Origin of the sequence: Nocardia lasii (assembly GCF_042658545.1) — a bacterium.
Taxonomy (GTDB): Bacteria; Actinomycetota; Actinomycetes; order Mycobacteriales; family Mycobacteriaceae; genus Nocardia; species Nocardia lasii.
On record NZ_JBHSQN010000001.1, the window covers coordinates 215333 to 238062 of the forward strand.

Consider the following 22730-nt stretch of genomic DNA (forward strand, 5'->3'; position numbering starts at 1 on the left):
GTCAGCTCCGGGCCTCGCGTCGGGCTCGTTCGGCGGGGAGGTTCTTGCCTGCCTCCCGCAGTACCCGCACGGCATCCCGGACATGGCTCAGCAAGGGTGTCGCGGAGATGGGCGCCCCGGCGTCTTGTCCGTCGTAGGCGGCCAGGTTGGCGGCCAGCGCGTGCACCCGTGCCCCCGCCGCGGCGGCCCAGCCGGGATCGCGACCGGCGGCGAGCAGGGCGCCGATGATGCCCGAGAGCACGTCTCCCGACCCCGGCGTAGCGGCCCAGTCCCCGCCCGCGTCGTTCACGTAGGTCACCTTCCCCGGCGAGGCGACGATCGTCGCGCGCCCCTTCAACAGCACCGTCACGCCCCAGTCCTCGGCCAACTTCCGCACCGCCGCCACCCGATCGGCGCCCGCCGGGGCACCGGTCAGGCGCGCGAACTCCCCCGCGTGCGGCGTCAACACCGTCACCGCCGCGCGATCACGCACGAGTCCAGGGTCCTTGGCAAGAATCGTCAGCCCGTCGGCGTCGACGAGCACCGGCAGTTCGGTGGCCAGTACCTGCGCCAACCGATCCCGTGCCGCCGCATCCGTTCCGGCCCCCGGCCCGAACACCCACGACTCCACCTGCCCGGTGTCCGAAATCGTCTCGCTGGCAACGACTTCCGGGAACTTCTGCAATACCTCGGTATCGGACCCGACATACCGCACCATTCCCGAGGTGGCGACCACGGCCGCTCCCGTGCACAGCACCCCCGCCCCCGGATACTTCGCACTGCCCGCGCAGACCCCCGTCACGCCCTGGCTGTACTTGTCGTCGGCGGGCCCCGGCACCGGCCACGCCGCCCCCACCGCCGCCGGATCGAGCTGCACCAGCCCCGGTTCCGGGAGCCGTAAACCGATGGGGACCAGCACAATCCGCCCGCAACGCGGCACGGCCAAGGCGTGCACCGGCTTGTAGGCGCCGAACGCCACCGTCACCTCCGCCGTCACCGCGGGACCGTCGACCGCGCCCGTCTCGGGATCGACCCCGCTGGGCAGATCCGCCGAGATGATCGGAACCTTCACCGCTGAAACAACTTTCGCGGCGTCCGGCCGCAACGAACCGTGCCCCGAGATCCCCACGATCCCATCGACCACCAGATCGACCGCCCCGAACCGCTCGACCACCCGCCCGCCGGCCGCCCGCAACGCCGCGAGACCGGCCCGATGCGCCCGCTCGGGATCCAACAGAATCGCCTCGACCCGAATCCCCCTGCGTCGCAGAAACATCCCCGCCCACAGCGCGTCCCCGCCGTTGTCCCCCGACCCGACCAGCAACCCCACCGTCCGCCCGACCACGGCCCCGGTCCGCTCCCGTAGTTCGTCGACCACCACCCCCGCCAGCCCGAAAGCCGCCCGCCGCATCGGCGTTCCCGCAGGTACCCGCGTGAACAGCTCCGCTTCCGCCGCCCGAACCTCGTCGACGGTGTAGTAGCCACGCCGATCCGACATAGTCGCCTCCCAGTTACCGGCACGGGCCGCCGACCGGCCCAGGGTCGCTCGCAGACTACGCTCCACACCCATGTCGATGGTTCGTCACCGCGCCGCGTTCGCCCGGTTTTCCACCGCTGGCCTCGTGGCCGCCGCCCTGCTGTCCGCCGGTTGCTCCGGCGATTCGGACTCCGCGGGCGCCACCACCACGCTGCGCCCGCTCAACCCCACCACCACCGTCACCCACGACGGTCCGATCGCGCTCACCGTCGCGGTCGGCAATATGAAGTACGCCCCCGCCGACGCCAAGGTCAAGGTCGGCGACACCGTGACCTGGAAGTTCGACGACAAGGTCCCGCACAACGTGCAGGGCATCGGCGACCGCGCGATGGTCCTCAACAGCCCCATCATGGACAAGGGCGAATGGTTCTACACCTTCACCCAGCCCGGCGTGTACCGCTACATGTGCACCCTGCACCCGGACATGCGCGGCACCATCACCGTCGAATAGCGGCTACTCGACGGTGACCGACTTGGCCAGGTTGCGTGGCTTGTCCACGTCGTAGCCCAGGGTCTGCGCCACCTCGGCGGCGAAGATCTGCAGCGGCACCGTCGAGAGCAGCGGTTGGTAGAGCGTCGGCGCGGCCGGGATCTCGATGAGGTCGTCGGCGAACGGACGCACCGTGTCGTCGCCCTCCTCGGCGATCACGATCGTGCGGGCCCCGCGCGCCTGGATTTCACGAATGTTGCTGAGCAGCTTGGAATGCAGGACCGCGCGGCCCTTCGGCGACGGCATCACCACGATCACCGGCAGCCCGGCTTCGATCAGGGCGATCGGGCCGTGCTTGAGCTCGCCCGCGGCGAACCCCTCGGCGTGCATGTAGGCCAGTTCCTTGAGCTTGAGCGCGCCTTCGAGCGCCACCGGGTATCCCACGTGGCGGCCGAGGAACAGCACCGTCGGCACGTGCGCCAGCTCGCGCGCGATGGCGCGGACCTGCGGCGCGGTCTCGAGCACGCGCGAGATCAGCTTCGGCATCGACTCGAGTTCGGCGAACTCGCGCGCGACCTCGTCGGGGTACTTGGTCCCCCGCGCCTGCGCCAACGCCAGACCCAGCAGGTAGTTGGCGGCCACCTGCGCCAGGAACGCCTTGGTCGAGGCCACGCCGATCTCGGGCCCGGTGCGCGTGTAGATCACCGCGTCGGACTCGCGCGGAATCTGCGCGCCGTTGGTGTTGCAGATGGCCAGCACGCGCGCCTTCTGCTCCTTGGCGTGGCGCACCGCCTCGAGGGTGTCGGCGGTCTCGCCGGACTGCGAGATCGCCACCACCAGCGTCGACCGGTCCAAAACCGGGTCGCGGTAACGGAATTCGCTGGCCAGCTCCACCTCCACCGGCACCCGCGTCCAATGCTCGATCGCGTACTTGGCCAGCAGACCCGCGTGATACGAACTGCCGCAGGCGACGACGAAGACCTTGTCGAACTCGCGCAGCTCCTGATCGGCGAGCCGCTGCTCGTCGAGCACGATCCGCCCGCCGTCGGCGTCGACGACGAAATGCCCCATCAGGGTGTCGGCGACCGCGGTCGGCTGCTCCTCGATCTCCTTGAGCATGAAGTAGTCGTGGCCACCCTTCTCGGCGGCGGCCAGATCCCAGTCGATGGTGAACGGCCTGCTCACCACGCCCTCGGTGTTCCCCGCGAAATCGGTGACCGTGTACCCGTCCTTCGTGATCACCACGGCCTGATCCTGGCCGAGCTCGACCGCCTCGCGCGTGTGCTCGATGAACGCGGTGACATCGGAGGCGATGAACATCTCGCCCTGGCCGACCCCGACCACCAGCGGCGTCGAGCGTCGCGCCGCCACGATCGTGCCGGGATGATCGGCATGGGTGAACACCAGCGTGAACGCGCCCTCCAGCCGCTGCAACACCGCGTGCACGCTCGCGGTGAAATCGCCCGCCGTCGGACCCTGCGCGTACGCCCGCGCGACCAGATGGACCGTCACCTCGGTATCGGTGTCGCTGAGCAGCTCCACCCCCGCGTCCTCGAGCTCGCGACGCAGCGGCGCGAAGTTCTCGATGATGCCGTTGTGGACCACCGCGAGCTTGCCCGAGACATCGCGGTGCGGGTGCGCGTTGCGGTCGGTCGGCGCCCCGTGGGTGGCCCAGCGGGTGTGCCCCATCCCGGTCGAACCGGCGAACCGCGCGGTCTGCGACTCGCCCAGCTCGGCTTCCAGATTGGCCAGCCGACCGGCCTTGCGCTCGACCGCGATCGCCCCGTTCCCGTCGAGAATCGCCACGCCCGCCGAGTCGTACCCGCGGTACTCCATGCGCCGCAGCGCGTCGACCACCACGTCGAGCGCATCCCGGTATCCGACGTAGCCAACGATTCCGCACATGGTCCCCCACCCTAGGCGATCGGATAGTCTTCTGACCGTGTCGGTGTCTGCAAAATCGCTCCTGAGCACCCTGTCCGTTCGCGGCCCCCACCGGGTATTGCGCGGGAATCTGGGGATCGCGGGCCAGCCCGGGGTGGTCTTCACCCCCGAGTCCGGCCTCGACCTGCCCGCTGTCGCCTTCGCGCACGGCTGGCTGACCAGCGCCGACAACTACAAGGGGCTGCTCGAGCACATCGCCTCGTGGGGTTTCGTCGTCGCCGCCCCCGACACCGAACGCGGCCCGATCCCGTCACATCTGGACCTCGGTGCCGACTTGCTCACCACCGTCGACATCGTCACCAAGGTCCGCCTCGGTGACGGCACCCTGAGCGTGCGCCCCGACCGCGTCGCGCTGGCCGGCCACGGCATGGGCGCCGGCGCCGCCGTCATCGCCGCAGCTCAACGCCGCGTCGCCGCCGTCGTCGCCCTGTTCCCCGCCCCCACCTCCCCCTCGGCCGAAGGCATCGCCCCCGAGCTCGACACGCCCGGCCTCATCCTGGCAGGCGGCGACCTCGACTCCGCCAACTCCGACGCCCGCGCCCTCGCCGCCGCCTGGTCCGGCCCGTCGTTCCTGCGCACCATCGACGGCGCCACCAACACCGACATCATCGAAGGCCGCCGCCTCTTCGCCGCCCTCGGCGCAGGCCGCTACAACCACAAAACCGACAAAACCACCCGAGCCCTGGTCACCGGCTACCTCCTGTCCACCCTCCTGGGCGACAAGAAATACGCGGCCTTCACCGACCCGGAAACCGACTTCCCCCACACCACCGTGGTCGACCCGACCGCCGAAGTCGAACCCGAAACCCCCAAACTCTCGATCGGCACCGTCGCCAAACTGATCCGGGGCTGAGAGCTCGCTCGCGCGGCCCGAACCGCAGGCCGACCCAAGAACTGGTGCTCGCGACGACGTCGGACCTGCGCGGCTTCGGCTCAACCGAAACGCACTTCACGCACCTCGAGACCGGGGATCCGACGCACGGCTTCGAGGTCGTCGCCGAACTCGGGATCGGGGGTCGCCGCCGTAGCCAGCAGCCGTATCCCGCCGGCCGATCAGACCAACCAGCTCTTGCGCTGGTAGTAGTCAGCTTCGGGGTCGTAGTCGTCCACCGGAGCAGCACGGTCATTCGCGCGGCGGGCGGCGATCGATCGCTCGATGGCTTCGCGCTGTTCGCGCGCCGCGGCCTCCTGACGCTCGCGTTCCTCTGCTTCCAGCCGCTCCCGCTCGGCGGCCTCGGCCGCGTCGCGCTCCCTGGCCTCGCGAATCTCGGCGAGGATCTCGTGCCCGTTGTTACGGACGGCGAGACTGCTGCGCATAGCGTCGTACTCGTCGTCCAGAATCTGTACCCGGCGAAGGAACTCGTAAGCGCCTTCGTCGATCCGCGATCGACTCATGCCGAAAACCTCTCAGCTCGTTGCTTCACAGCGGCCCTGCCTCGGCCAGTTCGGCGCCGGAATCACCCGGTTGGGGCTGCTGCGCGACCGGATAGTCGCCAGCCCAGTGCTCACCGTCGGATTCTTCCTCGGTGTTCGGCACAGTGGCCCTCGGCAGGTTCGAATTGTGTTCTGTGGCATTGCCGTTGGCATTGACCGAACCGGTCGGAGCGGCTGTCGTGTTCGACTGCGATTCGCCGGTGGCGTCCTCGCTGCCGGTCCGGATCTGGCCCGTGCCCGTTTCCGGTGTGCCCGAACCGATATCGGTGGTGAGTTGGTTGTCGGTGACCACCGGCATGCCGTTGGCGTCCAGCGTCAGGCCGTACTCATGGGAGTTTCCGGCGGAATCGGTCGTGCTCAATGTCAGCTGACCGTTGGCATCGGTCGCCACGCTGACCTGGGTCCCGTTCAGATCGAATGTCGCACCGGCGCCGGACACCAGACTGTTCAGCTGACTCGACAGCGACGCGAAACCCTCCTGGATCGAGGTACTCAGCGAGGTGAGGCCGGACGTGAGCGACTCCGCCGTACTCGTCACCAGCGATTCGAGTTGACTCACCGAGGATGCGAGCGTGGTGAGACCGGAGACCACATCCGTGACGGTATCGCTGATCGCGCTGATCGTGTCGGTGATGTCGTCGTCGTCATCGTCATCGTCGTTCTTGTTGTTGTCGGTCTTGTCGTCGTCCGTTGTCGTCGCCGGGTTCGTCGCCGTCGGGTCTTCGGTCGTCGCGGGCGAACCGGTGCTCGGTGTCCCGGTGCTGGGGGTCCCCGTCGACGGCTGTTTCGTCTCGGGGGTTACGGGAGTCTCCGGCTTGCTCTCCTGCGGCATGGGGTAGGCAGCGGTGTCGAGCCCGTTCAGCGCCTCAATGAGGACGCCGTAAATTCGCCGCACCTCAGTGTCTACTTCTTTGCAGACCTGGAGAAACTTGTCGTGCGTGGCGTGCACATGGGGTACGAACACATTCCGTAGCCAATCCTTGGCCTTCGTACCTTCATCGGTGTCTTGCAGCGCCTCTTCGAGTAGGTCATCGATTTGTTTACGACCCACCCCCGATCCATCCTGCTGAGGAATATCAGCTACCCCGCTGGCCCAGAATTTTTGCACTGTGCCGGCTTTGTACCGAACAGCTGTACGCAGCGCGGTCGCCGCGTAGCTCAACTCCAGCGAAATCGTGGCAGCTTCGAAACGATCTTGCTCGGCACGAGAAACCTGCGCGTTCAGCATATTCCAACCGGAGTCGCCCGCCTCGCCCAGCCATATCGACGGAAGCGCCGACAGTTGCCGACGCTGCTCATCCATCTCACCGGGCACTTTGGCCATCACTTTCGACAAGGCAACGGCCATCCGATCGATAGCTTCGATATCCATGCCACGTTCAGTGTCGTACTTCGCAAAAATTGCGCTACGAGTGCCATCCGTAGGGCCAACCAACAGTTCTGCCCGGGCACCGGGGATTGTTATGCGATCGTATGCTGTCGCATAACGGGGACAGTACTCGATAAAATATTGCAGCCCTGTAGCTCCGATGTCGAGCATCTGATCCGCACTGGCATCTGCAGGAATGTCATTCCATGTCGGAGAGTCAGCCATGGAGGTCCCCATCGAAAAACACAAGCGACAGAGTCAAATTCGTGCGCATCAAAGGTTCACCCCCGCTGCGGTAATCTTCTTGACGTTGTCGTCATCCACCAACGCATAAGCATCCGCGCTGGCCGCGAATTGAGCACCGGTCTTGTCGATCGCCGTCTGCCAGTTCTTCAACCACGTCTCGACCTTGCCGATCACACCCCCCACCTTCGTCCCCTCGGCCCCGTACTCACGCCCGGCCTGCGCGGCGGTGAAAGACCACCCCGTGACGTCGCCGGCACACGTCCCGATGTCGGCCGCCGATGCCTTCAGGTTCGATCCCGCCTTGCGCAGTGCCGTCGGATCGACTGTTACTTGATCGCCCACTTCCCCCTCCTTCTGGTCCAGCGCCGTCGAGGCGCACTACTCCCTTAGACGCGCCACGACCGGGATCGGTTCCACGATCGCACGACGAATCCCGCTGTGACCGGATTCGATCACAGCAGTACCCCCGTGCGCTACTTCCCCAGGTTCCCCTGGTCCGTCCGACGCCACTCCGAAGTCCCGTCCGGGTGCCGGTGGTACTCCCAGGCGGCGTAGTCGCCGTCTTCCTCGACGATCGTGACGTGGTCGGCGATTCCGTCGTGGTCGTAGTCGGACCAGATGCTGGTCGAGTCGGGGTCGCTCATGCTCAGGGAGTCGGCGACGCCGTCGTTGTCCAGGTCCAGGGATGGGCTGTTGAGTTCTACGGCGCCGAGGCCGCCCAGGGACGAGTGGGCGTCGATGTCGGGTAGGCCGAGGCCGGGGATGTCGCCCGAGGTGACCATGACTGCTCCTCCAACGGAAAACTCGCGGATGACGACGTGGCGGGGATTGGCGCCTATCTTGTCATCCGCGAGCCGATCCCGTGGCGGTCGGGCTCAGTTCTTGGGGATGAGCAGCCACAGGGCGAGGTAGATGAGGAACTGGGGGCCGGGCAGCAGGCAGGAGGCGACGAAGACCAGGCGCACGACGTTGGCGTTCCAGCCGTAGCGTTGCGCGAGGCCGCCGCAGACCCCGGCGATCCACTTGTCGCTGGTGGAGCGGGTGAGGCGGCGGGTGGCGGGGAGAGTCATCGTGGTGCCTTCCTGTGCTGCGTTGATGTCTCCACTGTGCCGGGTGCGGTGTGGACCCCGCATCGGTCCACAGACCCATACGCACCCTGATTTCGGTGGGCCCCGGGCTCAGGGTGCAACCCCGAGACGGGCACAATCGTCGAGGTGAGCACGACATTGCACGCCAGTGGCCTGTCCGCCGGACACGCCGAGCGGACCCTGTTCGCCGACCTCGATTTCACGCTCGCCCCCGGCGATGTGATCGGGTTGGTGGGGGTGAACGGCGCGGGCAAGTCGACGCTGCTGCGGATGCTGGCCGAACGCGATCCGGGCGAGGGCACCATCGCGCTGAGCCCGCCGGACGCGACGGTCGGCTATCTGACGCAGGAACCCGAGCGCATCGAGGGTGAGACCGTCCTCGAATTCCTGTCCCGCCGAACCGGAGTCGCGCACGCGCAGCAGGTCATGGATGCCGCGGCCGAGCGACTCGGCGAGGGCGGCGACGATGACTACTCGCCCGCGTTGGAGCACTGGCTGGCACTGGGCGGGGCGGATCTGGATCAGCGCGCGCAGGAGGTCGCCGCGGATCTGGGTCTCACCGACGGGTTGGCGGGCGGCCTCGACACCCCGATGACCGGACTCTCGGGCGGTCAGGCGGCCCGTGCTGGCCTGGCCTCGGTCCTGTTGTCGCGCTTCGACATTCTGCTGCTAGACGAGCCGACCAACGATCTCGACCTCGACGGCCTGGAGCGCCTCGAGCGCTTCGTCACCGGCATCCGGGTGCCCCTGATGGTGATCAGCCACGATCGAGAGTTCCTGGCGCGCACCGTGAACCGCGTTCTCGAACTCGATCTGGCCCAGCAGCAGTTCGGCCTCTACGACGGCGGCTACGAGGCCTACCTCGCCGAACGCGAGATCGCGCGCCGCCACGCCCGCGAGGCCTATGACGAATTCGCCGACACCAAAGCGGGTTTGGAGTCGCGCGCGCAGATGCAACGCAACTGGCTCGAGCACGGTGTGCGCAACGCCCGCCGCAAGGGCAAGAACGACTCGGACAAGATGGGCCGCAAGACGCGCGCCGAGTCCACCGAGAAGCAGGCCGCCAAGGCCCGCCAGACGCAGCGCCGCATCGAGCGCCTCGACGTGGTGGAGGAGCCGCGCAAGGAGTGGGAACTGCGGATGGAGATCGCCACCGCCCCTCGCAGTGGCGCGGTGGTCGCGACGGCCAACAACGCCACCGTCACGCGCGGCGAGTTCACCCTCGGCCCGATCACCACCCAGATCGACTGGGCCGACCGCATCGTGCTCACCGGCGCCAACGGCTCGGGCAAGTCGACCCTGCTCGGGCTGCTGCTGGGCAAGATCGCACCCGATTCCGGTTCCGCCGCACTGGGTTCCGGGGTCGAGATCGGCGAGGTCGACCAGGCGCGCGGCCTGTTCCGCGGCGCCGAACCGCTGGCCGACACCTTCGCCGCGGCCATGCCGACCTGGCCCGACGCCGAGGTCCGCACCCTGCTGGCCAAGTTCGGGCTGCGCGGCCAGCACGTGACCCGCGCCTGCGACACCCTGTCCCCCGGCGAACGCACCCGCGCCGCGCTGGCCCTGCTGCAGGCGCGCGGGGTGAACCTGCTGGTCCTGGACGAGCCGACCAACCACCTGGACCTGCCCGCCATCGAACAGCTCGAGCAGGCGGTCGAATCCTTCACCGGCACGCTGATTCTGGTCACCCACGACCGCCGGATGCTGGATTCTGTTCGTGCGACCCGTCGTTGGCATATGTCCGGTGGGCTACTCACCGAGGACTGATCCATGACACTTGGCATCGACACCCGCGTCACCCTGCTCATCACCGGGCTCATTTTCCTCAGCGCCCTGCTGCTGGGGGTGTGGAAGTATCACGGCATCCGGGTCGCCGGAGCGGCGCACGTCTACGTCGACATCGCCCATCGCGCCGCGCTGATGTATTCGTTCGCGGGCATCCTGCTGGCGGTGTTCACCGAACTCAGCGCCTGGCCGACGATCGTCAATCTGGTCGCCGACCTGGTGATTCTCGCGTTCTTCGCCGGTGCCATCGCCAGCTACGCCCTGCACGGGCTGCGCCGCGACACCACGAATCAGTTCGAGGGCACGATCCCGACCGAACTACGGCTGTCGATGTACGCGCTGATCGTCGGCGAGATCGGCGGTTTCGCGGTGCTGTTCAGCGGTTTCGTGGTCGGGCAGTTCTAGAACGACTGCACCACAGCAGGTTCGGCCGCACCGAACAGGTCGATATCGGAACCCAGCTTCATCCCGATCAGCCCCGCGGCGAGGGTGGCGCCGAGCACGACCAACACCACGATCAGCGACCGCGAACGCGGGGCGCGCGGATCGGCGGCGGGCGGGGCGGACTCGTAGGCGTACTGGCCGTAGCCCTCGTCGCGAATCGGCTGGGTGGGTGAATACCCTTGCGGCACTTCCCGACACCCCGGTCGACCGCAGGCTCCGCCGCAGCGGTGCGGCTGGTCGGCCTCGCCGTACTCGTAGTAGTCGTCCTGGTAGTTGCGCGCGGGCAGCGGCGGAACCATGGTCGGTGCCCCCTTCGAATCGTGCTGCGCGCCAAACACTCCGGTGTGCGCTCGAGCACCCAGCGTAGTTCGATCTTAGTACCGGTCAGGCCAACTCGCCACCTGCTCGCGGCGGGCGGGACTACACCGCCGCGACGCGCTTGGCCAGATCGTCGGCCAACTGCTGGGCCTGCGCCGGGTCGGTGGCCTCCACCATCACCCGCACCAACTGCTCGGTTCCGCTGGGCCGCAACAGGACCCGGCCGGTGTCGCCGAGAATGCGCTCCGCCTCGGCGACCGCGTCGAGCACCTCGGGCGCGACCGCGACGGCGGCCTTGTCCGACACCGCGACATTGATCAGCACCTGCGGCACCGTGGTCATCACCGACGCCAGCGAGGCCAGCGAGGACCCCGTCTGCGCCATCCGCGCCATCAACCGCAGCCCCGTGAGGGTGCCGTCGCCGGTGGTGCCGTACTTCGGGAAAACCACGTGCCCGGACTGTTCGCCGCCGAGGCTGTACCCGCCGCGCCGCAGTTCCTCGAGCACGTACCGGTCCCCGACCGCGGCGGTGAGCACGGTAATCTCGGCCGCCCGCATGGCGATGTGCAGGCCGAGGTTGCTCATCACGGTCGCGACGAGGGTGTCGGCCACCAGCTCGCCCGACTCGCGCATCGCCAGCGCGAGCACGGCCATGATCGCGTCCCCGTCGACCACCTCGCCGGCGGCGTCCACCGCGAGGCAGCGATCGGCGTCGCCGTCGAGGGCGACGCCCAGGTCGGCACCATGTTCGAGCACTGCGGCGCGCACATGCTCGAGATGCGTGGACCCGCACCCGTCGTTGATATTGAGCCCGGTGGGTTCGGCGCCGATCGCGATCACCGTCGCCCCGGCCTCCCGATACACCTGCGGCGCCACCTCGGCCGCGGCACCATGCGCGCAGTCGACGACGACCGTCAGCCCGGACAGATCCTGGCCGGTGGATTCGAGCAGATGCTCGACATAGCGTTCGTGGGTGCCCTCGACGCTGTAGTCGCCGCGGATGCGACCGATGCCCGCGCCGGTCGGGCGTCCGGTGACGCCCTCGTCGATCAGGGCTTCGATCCGCGCCTCGACCGCGTCGTCGAGCTTGTGCCCGCCCGCCGCGAAGATCTTGATGCCGTTGTCGGGCATGGGGTTGTGCGAGGCGGAGATCATCACGCCGAAGCACGCGTCGTACAGGCCGGTCAGGTACGCCACGGCCGGGGTCGGCAGCACGCCGACCGAGAGCACGTCCACGCCCACCGAGGTCAGGCCCGCGGTGACGGCGGCCTCGAGCATCTCGCCGCTGGCGCGCGGATCACGGCCGAGCACCGCGACCGGGCGCTTCTTGCCGCGCGAGAGCACCTGCGCTGCCGCGGCGGCGACGCGCATCGCCAACTCCGGGCTCAGCGACTCGTTGGCGAGCCCGCGAACACCGTCTGTGCCGAACAGCCGTCCCATAAACCTCTACCTGTCGTAAGCCCGGTGATACAGCACGAGAGCAGGCGACCAGCCGTGCTGGAAGCCTGCTCTCGCACAGTTGCCCCGCCGACGGTACCGCCTTCACCCAAAGTAAGCGAAGACGGTCCGCGACAGTGCGTAGATCAGCGCTTCGAGTACTGAGGCGCCTTACGGGCCTTCTTCAGGCCGTACTTCTTACGCTCGGTGGCACGCGGGTCACGCGTCAGGAAGCCGGCGCGCTTGAGCGCGGGACGGTCGTCCGGGGTGACCTCGATCAGCGCGCGGGCGATGGCCAGACGCAGGGCGCCTGCCTGACCCGACGGGCCGCCACCGACCAGGCGAGCGTAGATGTCGAAGTTCTCGACACGCTCGACCAGGACCAGCGGGGACTTCACGAGCTGCTGGTGCACCTTGTTCGGGAAGTAATCCTCGATGGTGCGGCCGTTGAGCTCGAAGTTGCCCGAACCGGGCACCAGGCGAACGCGAACGACGGCTTCCTTACGACGGCCGACGGTCTGCACCGGGCGGTCGATGAGGATCGGCTCGAAGGCCAGCTCTTCCTCGACGTATTCGCCTTCGGCGTAGCCTTCGCCGTCTTCGACGATCTCGACGACCACGTCGTCGGTGGCGTCGAACTCTTCGGCTGCGAACTCTTCAGGAGCGGTCACTGGGCCACCTGCTTGATCTCGAACGGAACCGGCTGCTGCGCGGCGTGGGGGTGGTTCGGGCCTGCGTAGACCTTCAGCTTGCCCGCGATCGCGTTACCCAGCTTGTTCTTCGGGATCATGCCCTTGACGGCCTTCTCCACGAGACGATCGGGACGGGTCGCCAACACCTCGCCGACAGTGCGCGACTTGAGGCCGCCCGGGTGTCCGCTGTGGTGGTGGATGAGCTTGTCCTGCTTCTTGTTGCCGGAGATGGCAACCTTGTCCGCGTTGATGATGATGACGAAATCGCCACCATCGACGTGCGGTGCGTAGGTCGGCTTGCCCTTGCCGCGCAGCAGGCCAGCGGCCTGCACGGCGAGACGGCCGAGGACTACGTCAGTGGCGTCGATGACGTACCACGTGCGGGTGACGTCACCTGCCTTGGGGCTGTACGTAGGCACAGTGGATCCCTGTCTGTCGTCGGTGTTGCCGGCCCCTGTCGTGTGGGTCGAGGCGTCCTGGCGGCCGGTGGAGACCCAGGACATCGAACGGACGTCGGACCGCGAACGGTTCGACGCCCCACACGCCAACGGGTAACGATACCAGCCGCGCATCACCGACCCCCAATCGGGCCTCGGACGCCACTCGTCGCGCCTAGATCACCACCGGCGGTCCCGGATCGGTCGCGCGCGCGGGTCCGGGAATCAGATAGCGCAGCGTTTCGATGCCGGGCGTGACGCAGACCCGCTCCCCGATGAGCCCGCCGCGCGCGGTGGCGATGCCCTCGGGCGGGACCGTGTTCGCGTACGGGGTGAACGAGCAGTTCACGTGTTCGGCGGCCGAGGCGATGGCCGGATCGGGTTGCAGGGCCACCAGCGCCAGCGCGCCGACGACCGCCGGCGCGCCGAAGAAACCCTTCTTGACCTTGCCGAGCAGCTTGCCGCGGCGATCCTCGTCGTCGGTGTCGTCGGACTCGAGCGCGTGCCGTGGCGGCGCGCCGGGCGGACCGGCCAGCCCGGTCGGACCCTGCGGATGCGCGGGCGGCCCGGCGACGAAACCGGCCGGTCCCGGCGGTTGGGCCGCGGGCGGCGCCGTGGGTTGGGCGCCCCAGCCGACCTGCGCGGCGACCGCGGGCGCGGGATGGCCGTAGTCCTGGTAGTCGTCCTCGGTGTCGATATCGGGGTCGGTGACCAGCAGGTGCGCCGCCCCGAGCACCAGCGCGTGCATCGGATGATCGGCCACGTGCAGGCGCTGACCGAGGTGGTTCTGGAAGGCCAACCGCAGGGCGTCGTTGAAGCAGACATTGCCCGCGAGCAGCACCGTGGAGGTGTCGGCGCCGATCGACCGGGCCGCGGCCATCGCCTCGATCACCACATTGTCGGCGGTGCGGGCATCGCGCAGCGCCTCGGCGCCGACCGCGACCTCGGTCGACTCGGTCGGCTGCTCGTCGTCGCCGTGCACCGCCACGACCAGCAGCGATCGCCCGTCGGAGTAGATGCCGGTGGCGCCGACGCCGGTGCGATGCCGCTCGCTGGGCGGGGAGACCAGCCCCAGCGCGCGCACATACCCCGACAGCGCCACGCTCTCGGGCAGCGGTTCGACGACCACGTCGAGCTGTTCGACCAGCGCCGCGTAGATCTCGACCTTGTCCTCGGGCCAGCTGTCCGGGTACGGCAGCGCCACCACCTGCGGCTTGCCCTGGAGATGCTTGCCGATCGCGGCCAGCGGGTTGTAGAGCCGGGCGCGGAAGACGAGTTCGGCCGGCCAGGTGGCACCGGCGATCACGATCTGCGGGTGGCCGAGGATGTCGCGCACATCGGCGATCGCCATCCCCAGATCCGGGCGCTGGCGGTCGACACCGGCGGTGTGCAACCGACCCGCGGCATCGGCGAGCAGGTAGGCGGGCGGGGTGTAGGTGCCCTCCACCTGTACCGGGCGGACCGGGGTCGCACCGCCACCCGCGGCAACGGACACCACGTCCCACCCCAGATGTAGGGCCCCAACTCGAACGGTCACAGGCTCAAGTGTGCCCGGTCGACGACAGACCCGCGCATCTTGCCCGCAGATATACCCCTGACCTGCCCGATCATGCCTGTGACTTCTTCAGCCGCAGTCGCGTCCAGGTGAGGAACGCCAGCACCGCCGTGATCACGATGACCATCGCGATATCGAGCAGCCAGATCCCGGGCTTGTGGTCCCAGAGCACGTCCGGTTGCGCACCCCAGAAGATCTCGCGCAAGTTCACCGTCGAAGCGCCCGAGGCGTAGCCCCAGCGCGCCGGGAACAGGTAGGAGACCTGCTCGAGGCCCGGTCGGTCGGTCACCGGGATCAGACCACCGGCCATCACCAGCTGCACCATGATCATCACCACGAGCATCGGCATGACCTGCTCGTTGGACTTGGCCAGACTCGACATCAGCAGACCGAACACCACGCAGCACACCGCGGTCATCGCGATATCGATGTAGAGCTCGACGCTGCCGTTGGGGATCACCGAACCCTCACCCGGCGGCTTCTTGCCGAGCAGGGTGATGCCGATGAGGATGGCCGACTGCAGGAACGCGACCACGCTGAACACCGCGATCTTGGCCAGCAGGTAGGCCGAGGGCAACAGCCCCACCGCCCGCTCACGCTGGAAGATCGACCGCTCACCGACCAGATCGCGCACGCTCAACGTGGCACCCATGAAGCAGGCGCCCAGGATCAACACCACCAGCAACTGCTGGGTCTCGCTGCCGCCGGATCGGGCGAACGAACCGTCGGGTTGCGCGACGAGCGCGCCGGGGGCGAACCCGTTCTCACCTGGCACCACCAGCGACAACCCACCGAGAATGAACGGCAGCACCGCGAGGAAGATCAGGTAGCCGCGGTCGGCGAAGATCAACCGCACCTGCCTGCGCGCCAACGTCGAGAACTGACGCATCCCGCTCGACTGCGGCGGCGCGCCCACATTCCCACGATGGTGTTGCGCGGGTGGCGGGGGCGGCAGGTAGGCCTGCCTGGACCGATAGTTGGCGAAGGCCTGGTCGGGATTGGCCGCGACCTCGGCGAAGATCTCCGCCCAGTCGCTGGTCCCCATCGCCGCGCTCACCCCACCCGGATGTCCGGCGAACGCCGTCTTCCCGCCGGGCGCCAACAGCACCACCTGGTCACACATGTCCAGGCAGGCGACCGAGTGCGTCACCACGATCACCACGCGCCCGGCGTCGGCCAGCTCGCGCAGCATCTGCATGACCTGGCGATCCAGCGCCGGGTCCAGACCCGAGGTCGGCTCGTCGAGGATCAGCAGCGACGGACCGGTGAGCAGCTCCATCGCCACCGACGCGCGCTTGCGCTGACCACCGGAGAGGCGGTCGACCCGGGTGTCGGCGTGCTGGGTGAGCGAAAGCTCTTGCAGCACACCGTCGATCACCTTCTGCCGGTCGGCCTTGGTGGTATCGGGCGGCAGCCGCAACTCGGCGGCGAAGCCGAGCGCCTGGCGCACGGTGAGCTGACGGTGCAGCACGTCGTCCTGGGGCACCATGCCGATGCGCGAACGCAGCGCCTCGTACTCGGCGTGCAGGTTGCGACCCTCGAAGGTCACCACACCGCCCGAGGGCTGGGTGTTGCCCGCGATCAACTTCGACAGCGTCGACTTGCCCGCGCCGGAGGGCCCGATCAGCGCGGTCAGTGTCCCGCGCCCGGCCGTCATGTTCACATCGACGAGCAGTTGCTTGTTGTTCTCGACCGTGAACCCGACCCCGTGCACCGACAGCCCCTGCTCGGCCACCGGCTTCTGCCGGTGCGCCAACGCGCCCTGGGTGACGACGAAGTCGATATTGCCGATGGTGACGATGTCGCGCTCGCGCAACACCACCCGCTGCTGGCGGTGACCGTTGACGAAGGTGCCGTTGGCCGAACCGAGGTCCTCGATGACCAGGCCCTCGGGTGAGGACAGCAGCTTGGCGTGCGCGCGCGAGGCGAGCGGATCGTTGACGACGATCTGGTTGTCGGAGGTTCGACCGATACTCAGCCCCCCGGGCGGAATCCGGTCACCGCGCGCGACGGGTTCGGTCGAGGCGGCCTTGCGGACCGGCGGCAGCATCGACGAGTCGGCGCGGCGGGTCATATTGATGTTGTCCTGCGGCTGCGCGGGCAACTGGGAGGTCGGCACGTACTGCGGGCGGGCAGGCGGTTGCTGCGGTCCCGGCCGCTGCGGCGGACGCTGCTGCGGCGGCTGCGGCGTGGACGGCGGCGCCACCATCGTGGCCGCGTGCCGCGTCGCGAGCGCGGCGGGGACCAGGTGCAGCAGCGGCCCGCTGATCGCGTCGCCGAGGCGCACCTGGGTGGGCCGGTCGATCGAGACGGGCTGGTTCAAGCGACGTGCGTCGACGAAGACCCCGTTGGTGCTGCCGTTGTCGGCGAGCACCCAGGCGCCGTTGCTGAATCGCAAGGTGGCGTGCACACGCGAGACCAGCGGACTGTCCACGAACAGGGTGACCTCGGGCGCGCGGCCCATGGTGATCTGCTGGCTCGCTTCGAAGACTCGTTCGGTTCCATCATGGCGCACGGTGATGGTCTGCGCCCCCGGTGAAGACATGGAGCGGATACTATGCCATCGCCCGGACATCGGCGGTGCCCCCGAGACGGCTTCGAGACCTGTCCGGGGCGTTCGACCCGCACGCGTATCCGGCCGACCAGGGGGACCGATGCCGAAAGCCACAGTGTTCATGGCGATCTGCGCTGCGCTGTGCGCGCTGCTCACGGTGGGTTGCACGCGGTCGATCGACGGTCACGGCGTCTCGATCTACGACGACCCGTTCCAGGTGGCCGGGCTGCCGACCACCGGCGGTCCCAACGGCCCGCGTCCCGGCGTCGAGAACTCCACGCTCACCGCGTCCAACGGGGACGGCGGCGAGGTGGACACGTTGGCGCTCAACGCGATCGACGACATCCAGGCCTACTGGCAGCAGCACTTCCCCGCCGAGTTCCCCGACGAGACCTTCGACCCGGTCACCAAGCTCATCTCCTGGAACGCGCGCGCGACCCGCAATCAGGCGGTCGAGTTCTGCAAGGAGACCACCTACCACCTCGTCAATGCCGCTTACTGCCGCAGCGACAATTCCATCGGCTGGGACCGGGCGATGCTGCTGCCCACCATGACCGAGACCTTCGGTTCGATGTCGGTGGTGATGGTGCTGGCCCACGAGTACGGCCACGCCATCCAGACGATGGCCAAGATGGCCAACAAGCGCACCCCGGTCCTGGTCAAGGAACAGCAGGCCGACTGCTTCGCGGGGGCGTTCATGCGCCATGTGGCCGAGGGCAAGTCCAAGCACTTCACGATCAACACCTCCGACGGCCTGAATTCGGTTCTCGCCGCGACGGTTTCGATCCGCGACTCCGATCCCGACGACCCCGAGAGCGTGCACGGTTCGGCCTTCGAACGTGTCACCGCCGTGCAGATCGGTTTCACCGACGGCGCGCGCGGCTGCAAGGGCATCGACGAGGCCGAGATCGACGCGCGCCGTGGCAATCTCCCGCAGACCTTCTCCGGCGACACCCGACGCGGCGAATATCCCGTGTCGAAAGAGAATCTCGTCGAACTGAGCAAGGCCCTCCAGGCGATTTTGCCAGTGCAGGACGCGCCCACCTACGACTACGCGGGCTCGCGCATCGAATGCAGGGACGGCGCGGTCACCGACCCCGTCACCTACTGCCCCGCCAAGAACACCATCGCCACCGATGTGGCCGGCCTGGCCGCACGCGGCGCCACCGATTCCGACGACGACGGACCGCTGCCGGTGAAGGTCAGCGGCGACTACAACGGCTACGTGGTGTTCATCTCCCGCTACACCCTGGCCGTGCAGCGCAGCCAGGGACAGCAGTTGACCGGCGCGAAGACCGGGCTGCGCGCGGCGTGCCTGTCGGGGGTGGTCACGGGCAAACTCGCGCAGTCCGACCGGCCGGTCGAGCAGGGCGACATCCAGCTGTCGGCGGGCGACCTCGACGAGGCGGTGTCGGGACTGCTCACGGATGGGTTGGCGGCCAGCGACACCGAGGGCAACACGGTGCCGAGCGGATTCGCCCGCGTCGACGCGTTCCGAGCAGGCGTGCTCAACGGCGAAACCACCTGCACCTCACGGTATTCCTAGCCGAACGGCGGCGGGGCGGCCGGTTCGTAGCGCAGGACGCGGTTGCCGATCATCACCTCGGTGCCCGGGATGAGGACCATGGGCTGGTGCGGGGTGAGCCGTACCCAGTCACGGTAGCCGGGCAGACGGGAGCGAGTTCCGTTGGTGGAACCGCGATCCACCAGCTGCACGTCCCAATTCACCAGGTGCACTTCGGCATGCGCGCGCGACATGCCCCCTGAAGTGTCGTCGATGCGCAGCGGGATCAGACCGCGTTGCGCCGCTTCGGAATTCTCCGGATCGCGCCCGATCACCGCGTCGGCGGCCATCAGGTAGGTCATGCCGTCGTCGAGCACCAGCATGCCCAGCGGCGGGCGCACCACCTCGGCCAGCGGCTGGGTCTGGTCCACCGGCATCCCGCACACCGTGCAGAACGCCGAGCGCGGATCGCTGGGATGCGCACGCGCGCACTTGAACCCCATCACCTTGACCGTGAGCACCGTCGACTTGGCGGTCGCCTCGAGCCTGCGCTGCAGGTCGGGATCGGGTTCGGGGGCGGGATTGGTGCCCGAGAGCCGGGTTTCGGCGTTGTGCGGGTCGGCGACGGGCCGATCCACGGTGCCGTGCGAGACCCCGGTGACCGCGTCCATCATCGACGTCGCGGGCTGCATCCCCGTCGCGGGCGGCTCGACCGGACGCGAATCCGACTGCGCCGCACGCGGTTCCCGATCGATGCGCGCGGTTGCCGGTGGCGGCCTGCGCGTTTCGCCGACCGGTGGCGCGGTCCGCACCCGACTGCGCACGTCGTTGGACCAGATCACGGCCCCACCGGCCTGCGCGATTCCCTCGACGAGCCAACCGATTCCGCGTTCGGTCGGCAGATCAGGAATCCGCCCCTTGGCATTGTCGACGAACAACCCCACGGCCTTGGCCGGCTCGGACGCCACCCGGTCGACCGTGAACGCCGCGTCACTGCCGCGGTAGTACTCCGGCCCCCGCTCATCGGCCAGCACCGCCGTCACCGACCCGTGCAGGAAGATCGCCACGCCACCGTTCTCGGCCGCCGAGAGCACCCCGAAATCGATCGGCACACCCGGGGAGATCTGCTCGGCGTACTTCATCAACCAGCGGGTCGCCTCCCGCGCCACCACCGAACCCGGCCCGGCGGGCGCCTGGTCGTGCGCGTCACGCACCAACTCCGCCAACGACTCCAGCGCGACCGCCGCGGTATCACCGGGCCCGAGCCTGCCCGGCCCCCGATGCGCGACCACGATCACCGCACCCGCGACCCGCGCGACCGCGTGACTTCCGAGCACCACTTCCACCTGCCGATCCCTCACAGGTATCGGCCTCCACCGGAACCACGCAGCAGAAGGGTCGCCATGGGTTCCAGACTAGGACAAAGCGGCTCGCTCAGGTCGGGCCGGGCGGGTAACTTCATACAGAACGCGGGAGGAACGTCGAGGGGTTAGTCATGATCGATCCGAGCAGAATTCGCGGCACGCTCGCCCTGTGTGTGGCCGTGCTCGCACTCACCGGCTGTACCGTCAGCGGCTCCCCCCTCGCGGGCGAGCCCGACGTGCGCGAACTGGAGACCGGCACGTTCGACACCGATCGCCACCGCTACACCGACACCGCGGGCACCCGAGGTTCGGTCGTCGAGGGCGCCCGGATGTCGGCGGCCGTCGTGCCGGCGGTCAAGATCGACCCGTCGCTGAACTACGGTCGCGGCGGCGCGGTGATCGCCGATATCGATCGCGCGCTGGACTTCTTGGCCCACGTCTCCGAACCCGTGCTCCGAAACCGCGAGTTCATCGCCGGTTACGCCGCCCTCGGCGCCGACCGCCCCGACCCCGACGGCCAGACCCGCCCCGGCGCCGACGCCACCGCCCTGACCGTGGCCGTGCTGCGCTTCCCGACCGCGGCCGCCGCCACCCTGGCCGCGCGCGAACTCGAGGACGTCGACCTGGCCGTCTCCCCCGACAACCGCAAACTCGCCTCCACCGAATACCCCGACGCCTACCTGCACTGGCGCCCCGGCGTTCCCAGCATCGGCGCCTTCCACGCGCACAAGGAGTTCGTGGTCTCGCTGTTCATCCAGCGTCCCACCGCCGACGCCACCGACCTCACCGCCTGGGTCGACCAGACTCTGGCCGCCGAACTCACCCAACTCGCGAAGTTCACCCCCACCCCCACCGACAAGATCGCGACCCTGCCCGTCGACCCCGCTGGCCTGCTCGCCCGCGCCGTCGTCGACGACCGCGCCGCCATGCACCCCGCCCCCTACGGCTTCGCCTCCTACGCCCCCGAACACCTCGTCAACCAGGCCGAAGACCTCACAGCCCGCCAAAACCTCATCGACGCAACAGCAGTCGAAGCCCACGCGGTAGTCAGCGGCGGCGCCGTCACCCGAGTCCGCGACCAATCCGCCGCCCAAGCCCTCATGCAAGGCCTCATCGACTCCGCGGGCCACTACGACCCCCTCCCCGCCCCCGCCGACGTCCCCGCCTCCACCTGCCTCAAACTCAACGACTCCGGCAACAAGGAAGACGACTACGTCTACCGCTGCTACGTCGCCTACAAGCGCTACCTGGCCATGGTCAGCGCCGACGACGAACCCGAAGTGCGGCAGAAGGTGACAGCCCAGTACGCGTTGCTGGCGAACAGTCTGTGAGTTCGCTGGCCCGATCCACCCCGGGAACGATGACGTAGGATTCCGCCGACCATCGTTTCGGGGAGGGATGATCGCCATGCGTTCGACGAGAACGGTCGCAGTGGCATGCGCTGCCGTGACAGCGGTATCGATGGCATCGGTCACGGCGTGCGGCTCCGGGCACGCCGAACAGGTTGTCGCGGTCGATCTCGCCTCGCTCGATGTCGGCAACTACCCAACCCAGCCACGGCAACTCGGCACGGTCGCGAACATCAGTCAGGCCCGCTACATCGAGGCCGAACGCCTCGGCGACTACGTCCCGACACCGGCCGACATCGATCCACGTTTCGTCCACGCCAACCCGTGGATCGCCACCGTCTTCCTCGAGCCCGATGCCTCGCTGGGCAAGATCATGGCCGTGGACCGATTCACCGAGGCCGCACCGGATTTCATCGGTGGCTTCGTGAGCTCGGGCGAGAGCGAAGCCAACAATTACGGCATCGAACTCACCAACGCGGTCATGATCTTCCCTGACGAAGCTCGGGCCGCGGCGGCGGCTACAGCGCTCGAGCAGCTCGATTTCGGCTACGCGCCGAACAATCAACCCATCGAGATTCCCGGTTATCCCGCGGCGCGGGCACATTGGCAGCCGGACAAACAATCGATCGGCTCCTGGTACGCGACGGGAAACCTCGTCGTCTACACCTGGATATACGACTACCCGAAGATCTTCCTGCACAAGGTCGACCGACAGGCGTTGCTCGACCTGGTCCGTAGGAGTCTCGACACCGCCGTCCCCTCGCTGGCGAGGTTCACCCCCACACCCACCGACAAGATGCTCGATCTCCCCCGTGACCGGGAGTCCATGCGCGCTCGCATCGCGCCACGACTCGAGTTCGACGCGTGGATCAACCCGCCCGGCGTCTACGCGGGAATGACCGCTCGGCACTTCGCCAACGATCCGGTCAACGTCGCGAAGTTCGTCACCGACAACGGTGTCGATCTGTACGCGATCGACGGAGCCGAGCTCTACCGCGCCCGTGACGTCGCGGGCGCGCAGGCTGTCCGCGACGAACTCGGCGGCCTGACCAGGAAGTTCACCGCGTCGGCGGCGCCGAGCAATCTGCCGGAGGCGCGCTGCAAGGAGTACATCGGCAGGCAACAGCGCCTGACGATCCGTTTCTACTGCGCTGTGTCGTACGACCGCTACGCGGCCTATGTCTGGTCGAACCAACTCCTCGACGCCCAACAGCGGATCTCCGCCCAATACGCACTGCTGGTGAACGCCCGATGAGAATCCGTC

The 22730-nt window shown here is 68.3% G+C and carries 21 protein-coding genes; 7 read left to right on the plus strand and 14 right to left on the minus strand.

The annotated features are described in order from the left end of the window. Position 1 precedes the first annotated feature (1 nt). Entirely contained in the window at positions 2–1477 is a 1476-nt protein-coding gene (locus ACFP3H_RS01090) for a bifunctional ADP-dependent NAD(P)H-hydrate dehydratase/NAD(P)H-hydrate epimerase (protein WP_378598211.1), read from the minus strand. A 70-nt stretch (positions 1478–1547) separates the two neighbouring features. Between ACFP3H_RS01090 and ACFP3H_RS01095 the strand changes: the two genes are divergently transcribed. After that, the gene (locus ACFP3H_RS01095) at positions 1548–1967 is read left to right on the plus strand and encodes a plastocyanin/azurin family copper-binding protein (RefSeq protein ID WP_378598213.1); all 420 of its coding nucleotides are present in this window, start codon (positions 1548–1550) and stop codon (positions 1965–1967) included. Positions 1968–1970: 3 nt separating this feature from the next. Here the strand turns inward: ACFP3H_RS01095 and glmS are convergent, their stop codons facing one another. After that, positions 1971–3851, minus strand: a complete 1881-nt coding sequence (gene glmS / locus ACFP3H_RS01100) for a glutamine--fructose-6-phosphate transaminase (isomerizing) (protein ID WP_378598215.1) — start codon at positions 3849–3851, stop codon at positions 1971–1973. A gap of 37 nt (positions 3852–3888) precedes the next feature. Here glmS and ACFP3H_RS01105 point away from each other — a divergent pair, with 37 nt between their 5' ends. Continuing rightward, positions 3889–4743, plus strand: a complete 855-nt coding sequence (locus ACFP3H_RS01105; RefSeq protein ID WP_378598217.1) for a poly(ethylene terephthalate) hydrolase family protein — start codon at positions 3889–3891, stop codon at positions 4741–4743. A gap of 200 nt (positions 4744–4943) precedes the next feature. On the opposite strand, the gene ACFP3H_RS01110 is transcribed toward ACFP3H_RS01105, so the two are convergent. From ACFP3H_RS01110 to ACFP3H_RS01130, 5 genes are all read right to left on the minus strand, one after another. Then, positions 4944–5285, minus strand: coding sequence for a hypothetical protein (locus ACFP3H_RS01110; protein WP_378598219.1), 342 nt, complete (start codon positions 5283–5285; stop codon positions 4944–4946). A gap of 25 nt (positions 5286–5310) precedes the next feature. Next, entirely contained in the window at positions 5311–6696 is a 1386-nt protein-coding gene (locus tag ACFP3H_RS01115) for a hypothetical protein (RefSeq protein ID WP_378598221.1), read from the minus strand. A 270-nt stretch (positions 6697–6966) separates the two neighbouring features. Further along, positions 6967–7281 carry a hypothetical protein gene (locus ACFP3H_RS01120; protein ID WP_378598223.1) on the minus strand — a complete coding sequence of 105 codons (315 nt, stop codon included), beginning with the start codon at positions 7279–7281 and terminating at the stop codon, positions 6967–6969. Positions 7282–7412: 131 nt separating this feature from the next. Next, entirely contained in the window at positions 7413–7721 is a 309-nt protein-coding gene (locus ACFP3H_RS01125) for a DUF6802 family protein (RefSeq protein ID WP_378598225.1), read from the minus strand. A 93-nt stretch (positions 7722–7814) separates the two neighbouring features. After that, positions 7815–8009, minus strand: coding sequence for a PspC domain-containing protein (locus ACFP3H_RS01130; RefSeq protein WP_378598227.1), 195 nt, complete (start codon positions 8007–8009; stop codon positions 7815–7817). Positions 8010–8207: 198 nt separating this feature from the next. Between ACFP3H_RS01130 and ACFP3H_RS01135 the strand changes: the two genes are divergently transcribed. Then, positions 8208–9794, plus strand: a complete 1587-nt coding sequence (locus ACFP3H_RS01135; protein ID WP_417629254.1) for an ABC-F family ATP-binding cassette domain-containing protein — start codon at positions 8208–8210, stop codon at positions 9792–9794. Positions 9795–9797: 3 nt separating this feature from the next. Then, positions 9798–10217 carry a hypothetical protein gene (locus ACFP3H_RS01140; protein ID WP_378598231.1) on the plus strand — a complete coding sequence of 140 codons (420 nt, stop codon included), beginning with the start codon at positions 9798–9800 and terminating at the stop codon, positions 10215–10217. Here the strand turns inward: ACFP3H_RS01140 and ACFP3H_RS01145 are convergent. The 6 genes from ACFP3H_RS01145 to ACFP3H_RS01170 form a co-directional block, all read right to left on the minus strand. Next, a complete protein-coding gene (locus tag ACFP3H_RS01145; RefSeq protein WP_378598233.1) occupies positions 10214–10555 on the minus strand; it encodes a hypothetical protein in 342 nt (113 codons plus the stop codon). The genes ACFP3H_RS01140 and ACFP3H_RS01145 overlap by 4 nt on opposite strands. A gap of 121 nt (positions 10556–10676) precedes the next feature. Beyond that, on the minus strand, positions 10677–12014 hold the full coding sequence (gene glmM / locus ACFP3H_RS01150; protein ID WP_378598235.1) for a phosphoglucosamine mutase: 1338 nt from the start codon (positions 12012–12014) through the stop codon (positions 10677–10679). A 143-nt stretch (positions 12015–12157) separates the two neighbouring features. Beyond that, complete coding sequence (gene rpsI, locus ACFP3H_RS01155; RefSeq protein WP_378599592.1) at positions 12158–12631, minus strand: 30S ribosomal protein S9; 474 nt, start codon at positions 12629–12631, stop codon at positions 12158–12160. A gap of 47 nt (positions 12632–12678) precedes the next feature. Further along, the gene (rplM, locus tag ACFP3H_RS01160; protein WP_378598237.1) at positions 12679–13122 is read right to left on the minus strand and encodes a 50S ribosomal protein L13; all 444 of its coding nucleotides are present in this window, start codon (positions 13120–13122) and stop codon (positions 12679–12681) included. 193 nt (positions 13123–13315) lie between these two features. After that, positions 13316–14677, minus strand: a complete 1362-nt coding sequence (locus tag ACFP3H_RS01165; protein ID WP_378598239.1) for a hypothetical protein — start codon at positions 14675–14677, stop codon at positions 13316–13318. A gap of 70 nt (positions 14678–14747) precedes the next feature. After that, positions 14748–17240, minus strand: a complete 2493-nt coding sequence (locus tag ACFP3H_RS01170) for an FHA domain-containing protein (protein WP_378598241.1) — start codon at positions 17238–17240, stop codon at positions 14748–14750. 109 nt (positions 17241–17349) lie between these two features. Between ACFP3H_RS01170 and ACFP3H_RS01175 the strand changes: the two genes are divergently transcribed. Beyond that, positions 17350–18795, plus strand: coding sequence for a neutral zinc metallopeptidase (locus ACFP3H_RS01175; protein WP_378598243.1), 1446 nt, complete (start codon positions 17350–17352; stop codon positions 18793–18795). Here ACFP3H_RS01175 and ACFP3H_RS01180 read toward each other — a convergent pair. After that, a complete protein-coding gene (locus tag ACFP3H_RS01180) occupies positions 18792–20099 on the minus strand; it encodes an FHA domain-containing protein (protein WP_378598245.1) in 1308 nt (435 codons plus the stop codon). The genes ACFP3H_RS01175 and ACFP3H_RS01180 overlap by 4 nt on opposite strands. Positions 20100–20248: 149 nt before the next feature. Between ACFP3H_RS01180 and ACFP3H_RS01185 the strand changes: the two genes are divergently transcribed. Further along, a complete protein-coding gene (locus tag ACFP3H_RS01185; RefSeq protein ID WP_378598247.1) occupies positions 20249–21448 on the plus strand; it encodes a DUF7373 family lipoprotein in 1200 nt (399 codons plus the stop codon). Between the two features lie 130 nt (positions 21449–21578). Then, entirely contained in the window at positions 21579–22721 is a 1143-nt protein-coding gene (locus tag ACFP3H_RS01190) for a DUF7373 family lipoprotein (protein ID WP_378598249.1), read from the plus strand. Positions 22722–22730 lie beyond the last annotated feature (9 nt).

Bases quoted from the DNA above. Each gene is read 5' to 3' on its own strand.
- ACFP3H_RS01090 (WP_378598211.1), bottom strand. From the start codon at position 1,477: ATGTCGGATCGGCGTGGCTACTACACCGTCGACGAGGTTCGGGCGGCG.
- ACFP3H_RS01095 (WP_378598213.1), top strand. From the start codon at position 1,548: ATGTCGATGGTTCGTCACCGCGCCGCGTTCGCCCGGTTTTCCACCGCT.
- glmS (WP_378598215.1), bottom strand. From the start codon at position 3,851: ATGTGCGGAATCGTTGGCTACGTCGGATACCGGGATGCGCTCGACGTG.
- ACFP3H_RS01110 (WP_378598219.1), bottom strand. From the start codon at position 5,285: ATGAGTCGATCGCGGATCGACGAAGGCGCTTACGAGTTCCTTCGCCGG.
- ACFP3H_RS01115 (WP_378598221.1), bottom strand. From the start codon at position 6,696: ATGGATATCGAAGCTATCGATCGGATGGCCGTTGCCTTGTCGAAAGTG.
- ACFP3H_RS01125 (WP_378598225.1), bottom strand. From the start codon at position 7,721: ATGGTCACCTCGGGCGACATCCCCGGCCTCGGCCTACCCGACATCGAC.
- ACFP3H_RS01130 (WP_378598227.1), bottom strand. From the start codon at position 8,009: ATGACTCTCCCCGCCACCCGCCGCCTCACCCGCTCCACCAGCGACAAG.
- ACFP3H_RS01140 (WP_378598231.1), top strand. From the start codon at position 9,798: ATGACACTTGGCATCGACACCCGCGTCACCCTGCTCATCACCGGGCTC.
- ACFP3H_RS01145 (WP_378598233.1), bottom strand. From the start codon at position 10,555: ATGGTTCCGCCGCTGCCCGCGCGCAACTACCAGGACGACTACTACGAG.
- glmM (WP_378598235.1), bottom strand. From the start codon at position 12,014: ATGGGACGGCTGTTCGGCACAGACGGTGTTCGCGGGCTCGCCAACGAG.
- ACFP3H_RS01170 (WP_378598241.1), bottom strand. From the start codon at position 17,240: ATGTCTTCACCGGGGGCGCAGACCATCACCGTGCGCCATGATGGAACC.
- ACFP3H_RS01175 (WP_378598243.1), top strand. From the start codon at position 17,350: ATGCCGAAAGCCACAGTGTTCATGGCGATCTGCGCTGCGCTGTGCGCG.
- ACFP3H_RS01185 (WP_378598247.1), top strand. From the start codon at position 20,249: ATGATCGATCCGAGCAGAATTCGCGGCACGCTCGCCCTGTGTGTGGCC.
- ACFP3H_RS01190 (WP_378598249.1), top strand. From the start codon at position 21,579: ATGGCATCGGTCACGGCGTGCGGCTCCGGGCACGCCGAACAGGTTGTC.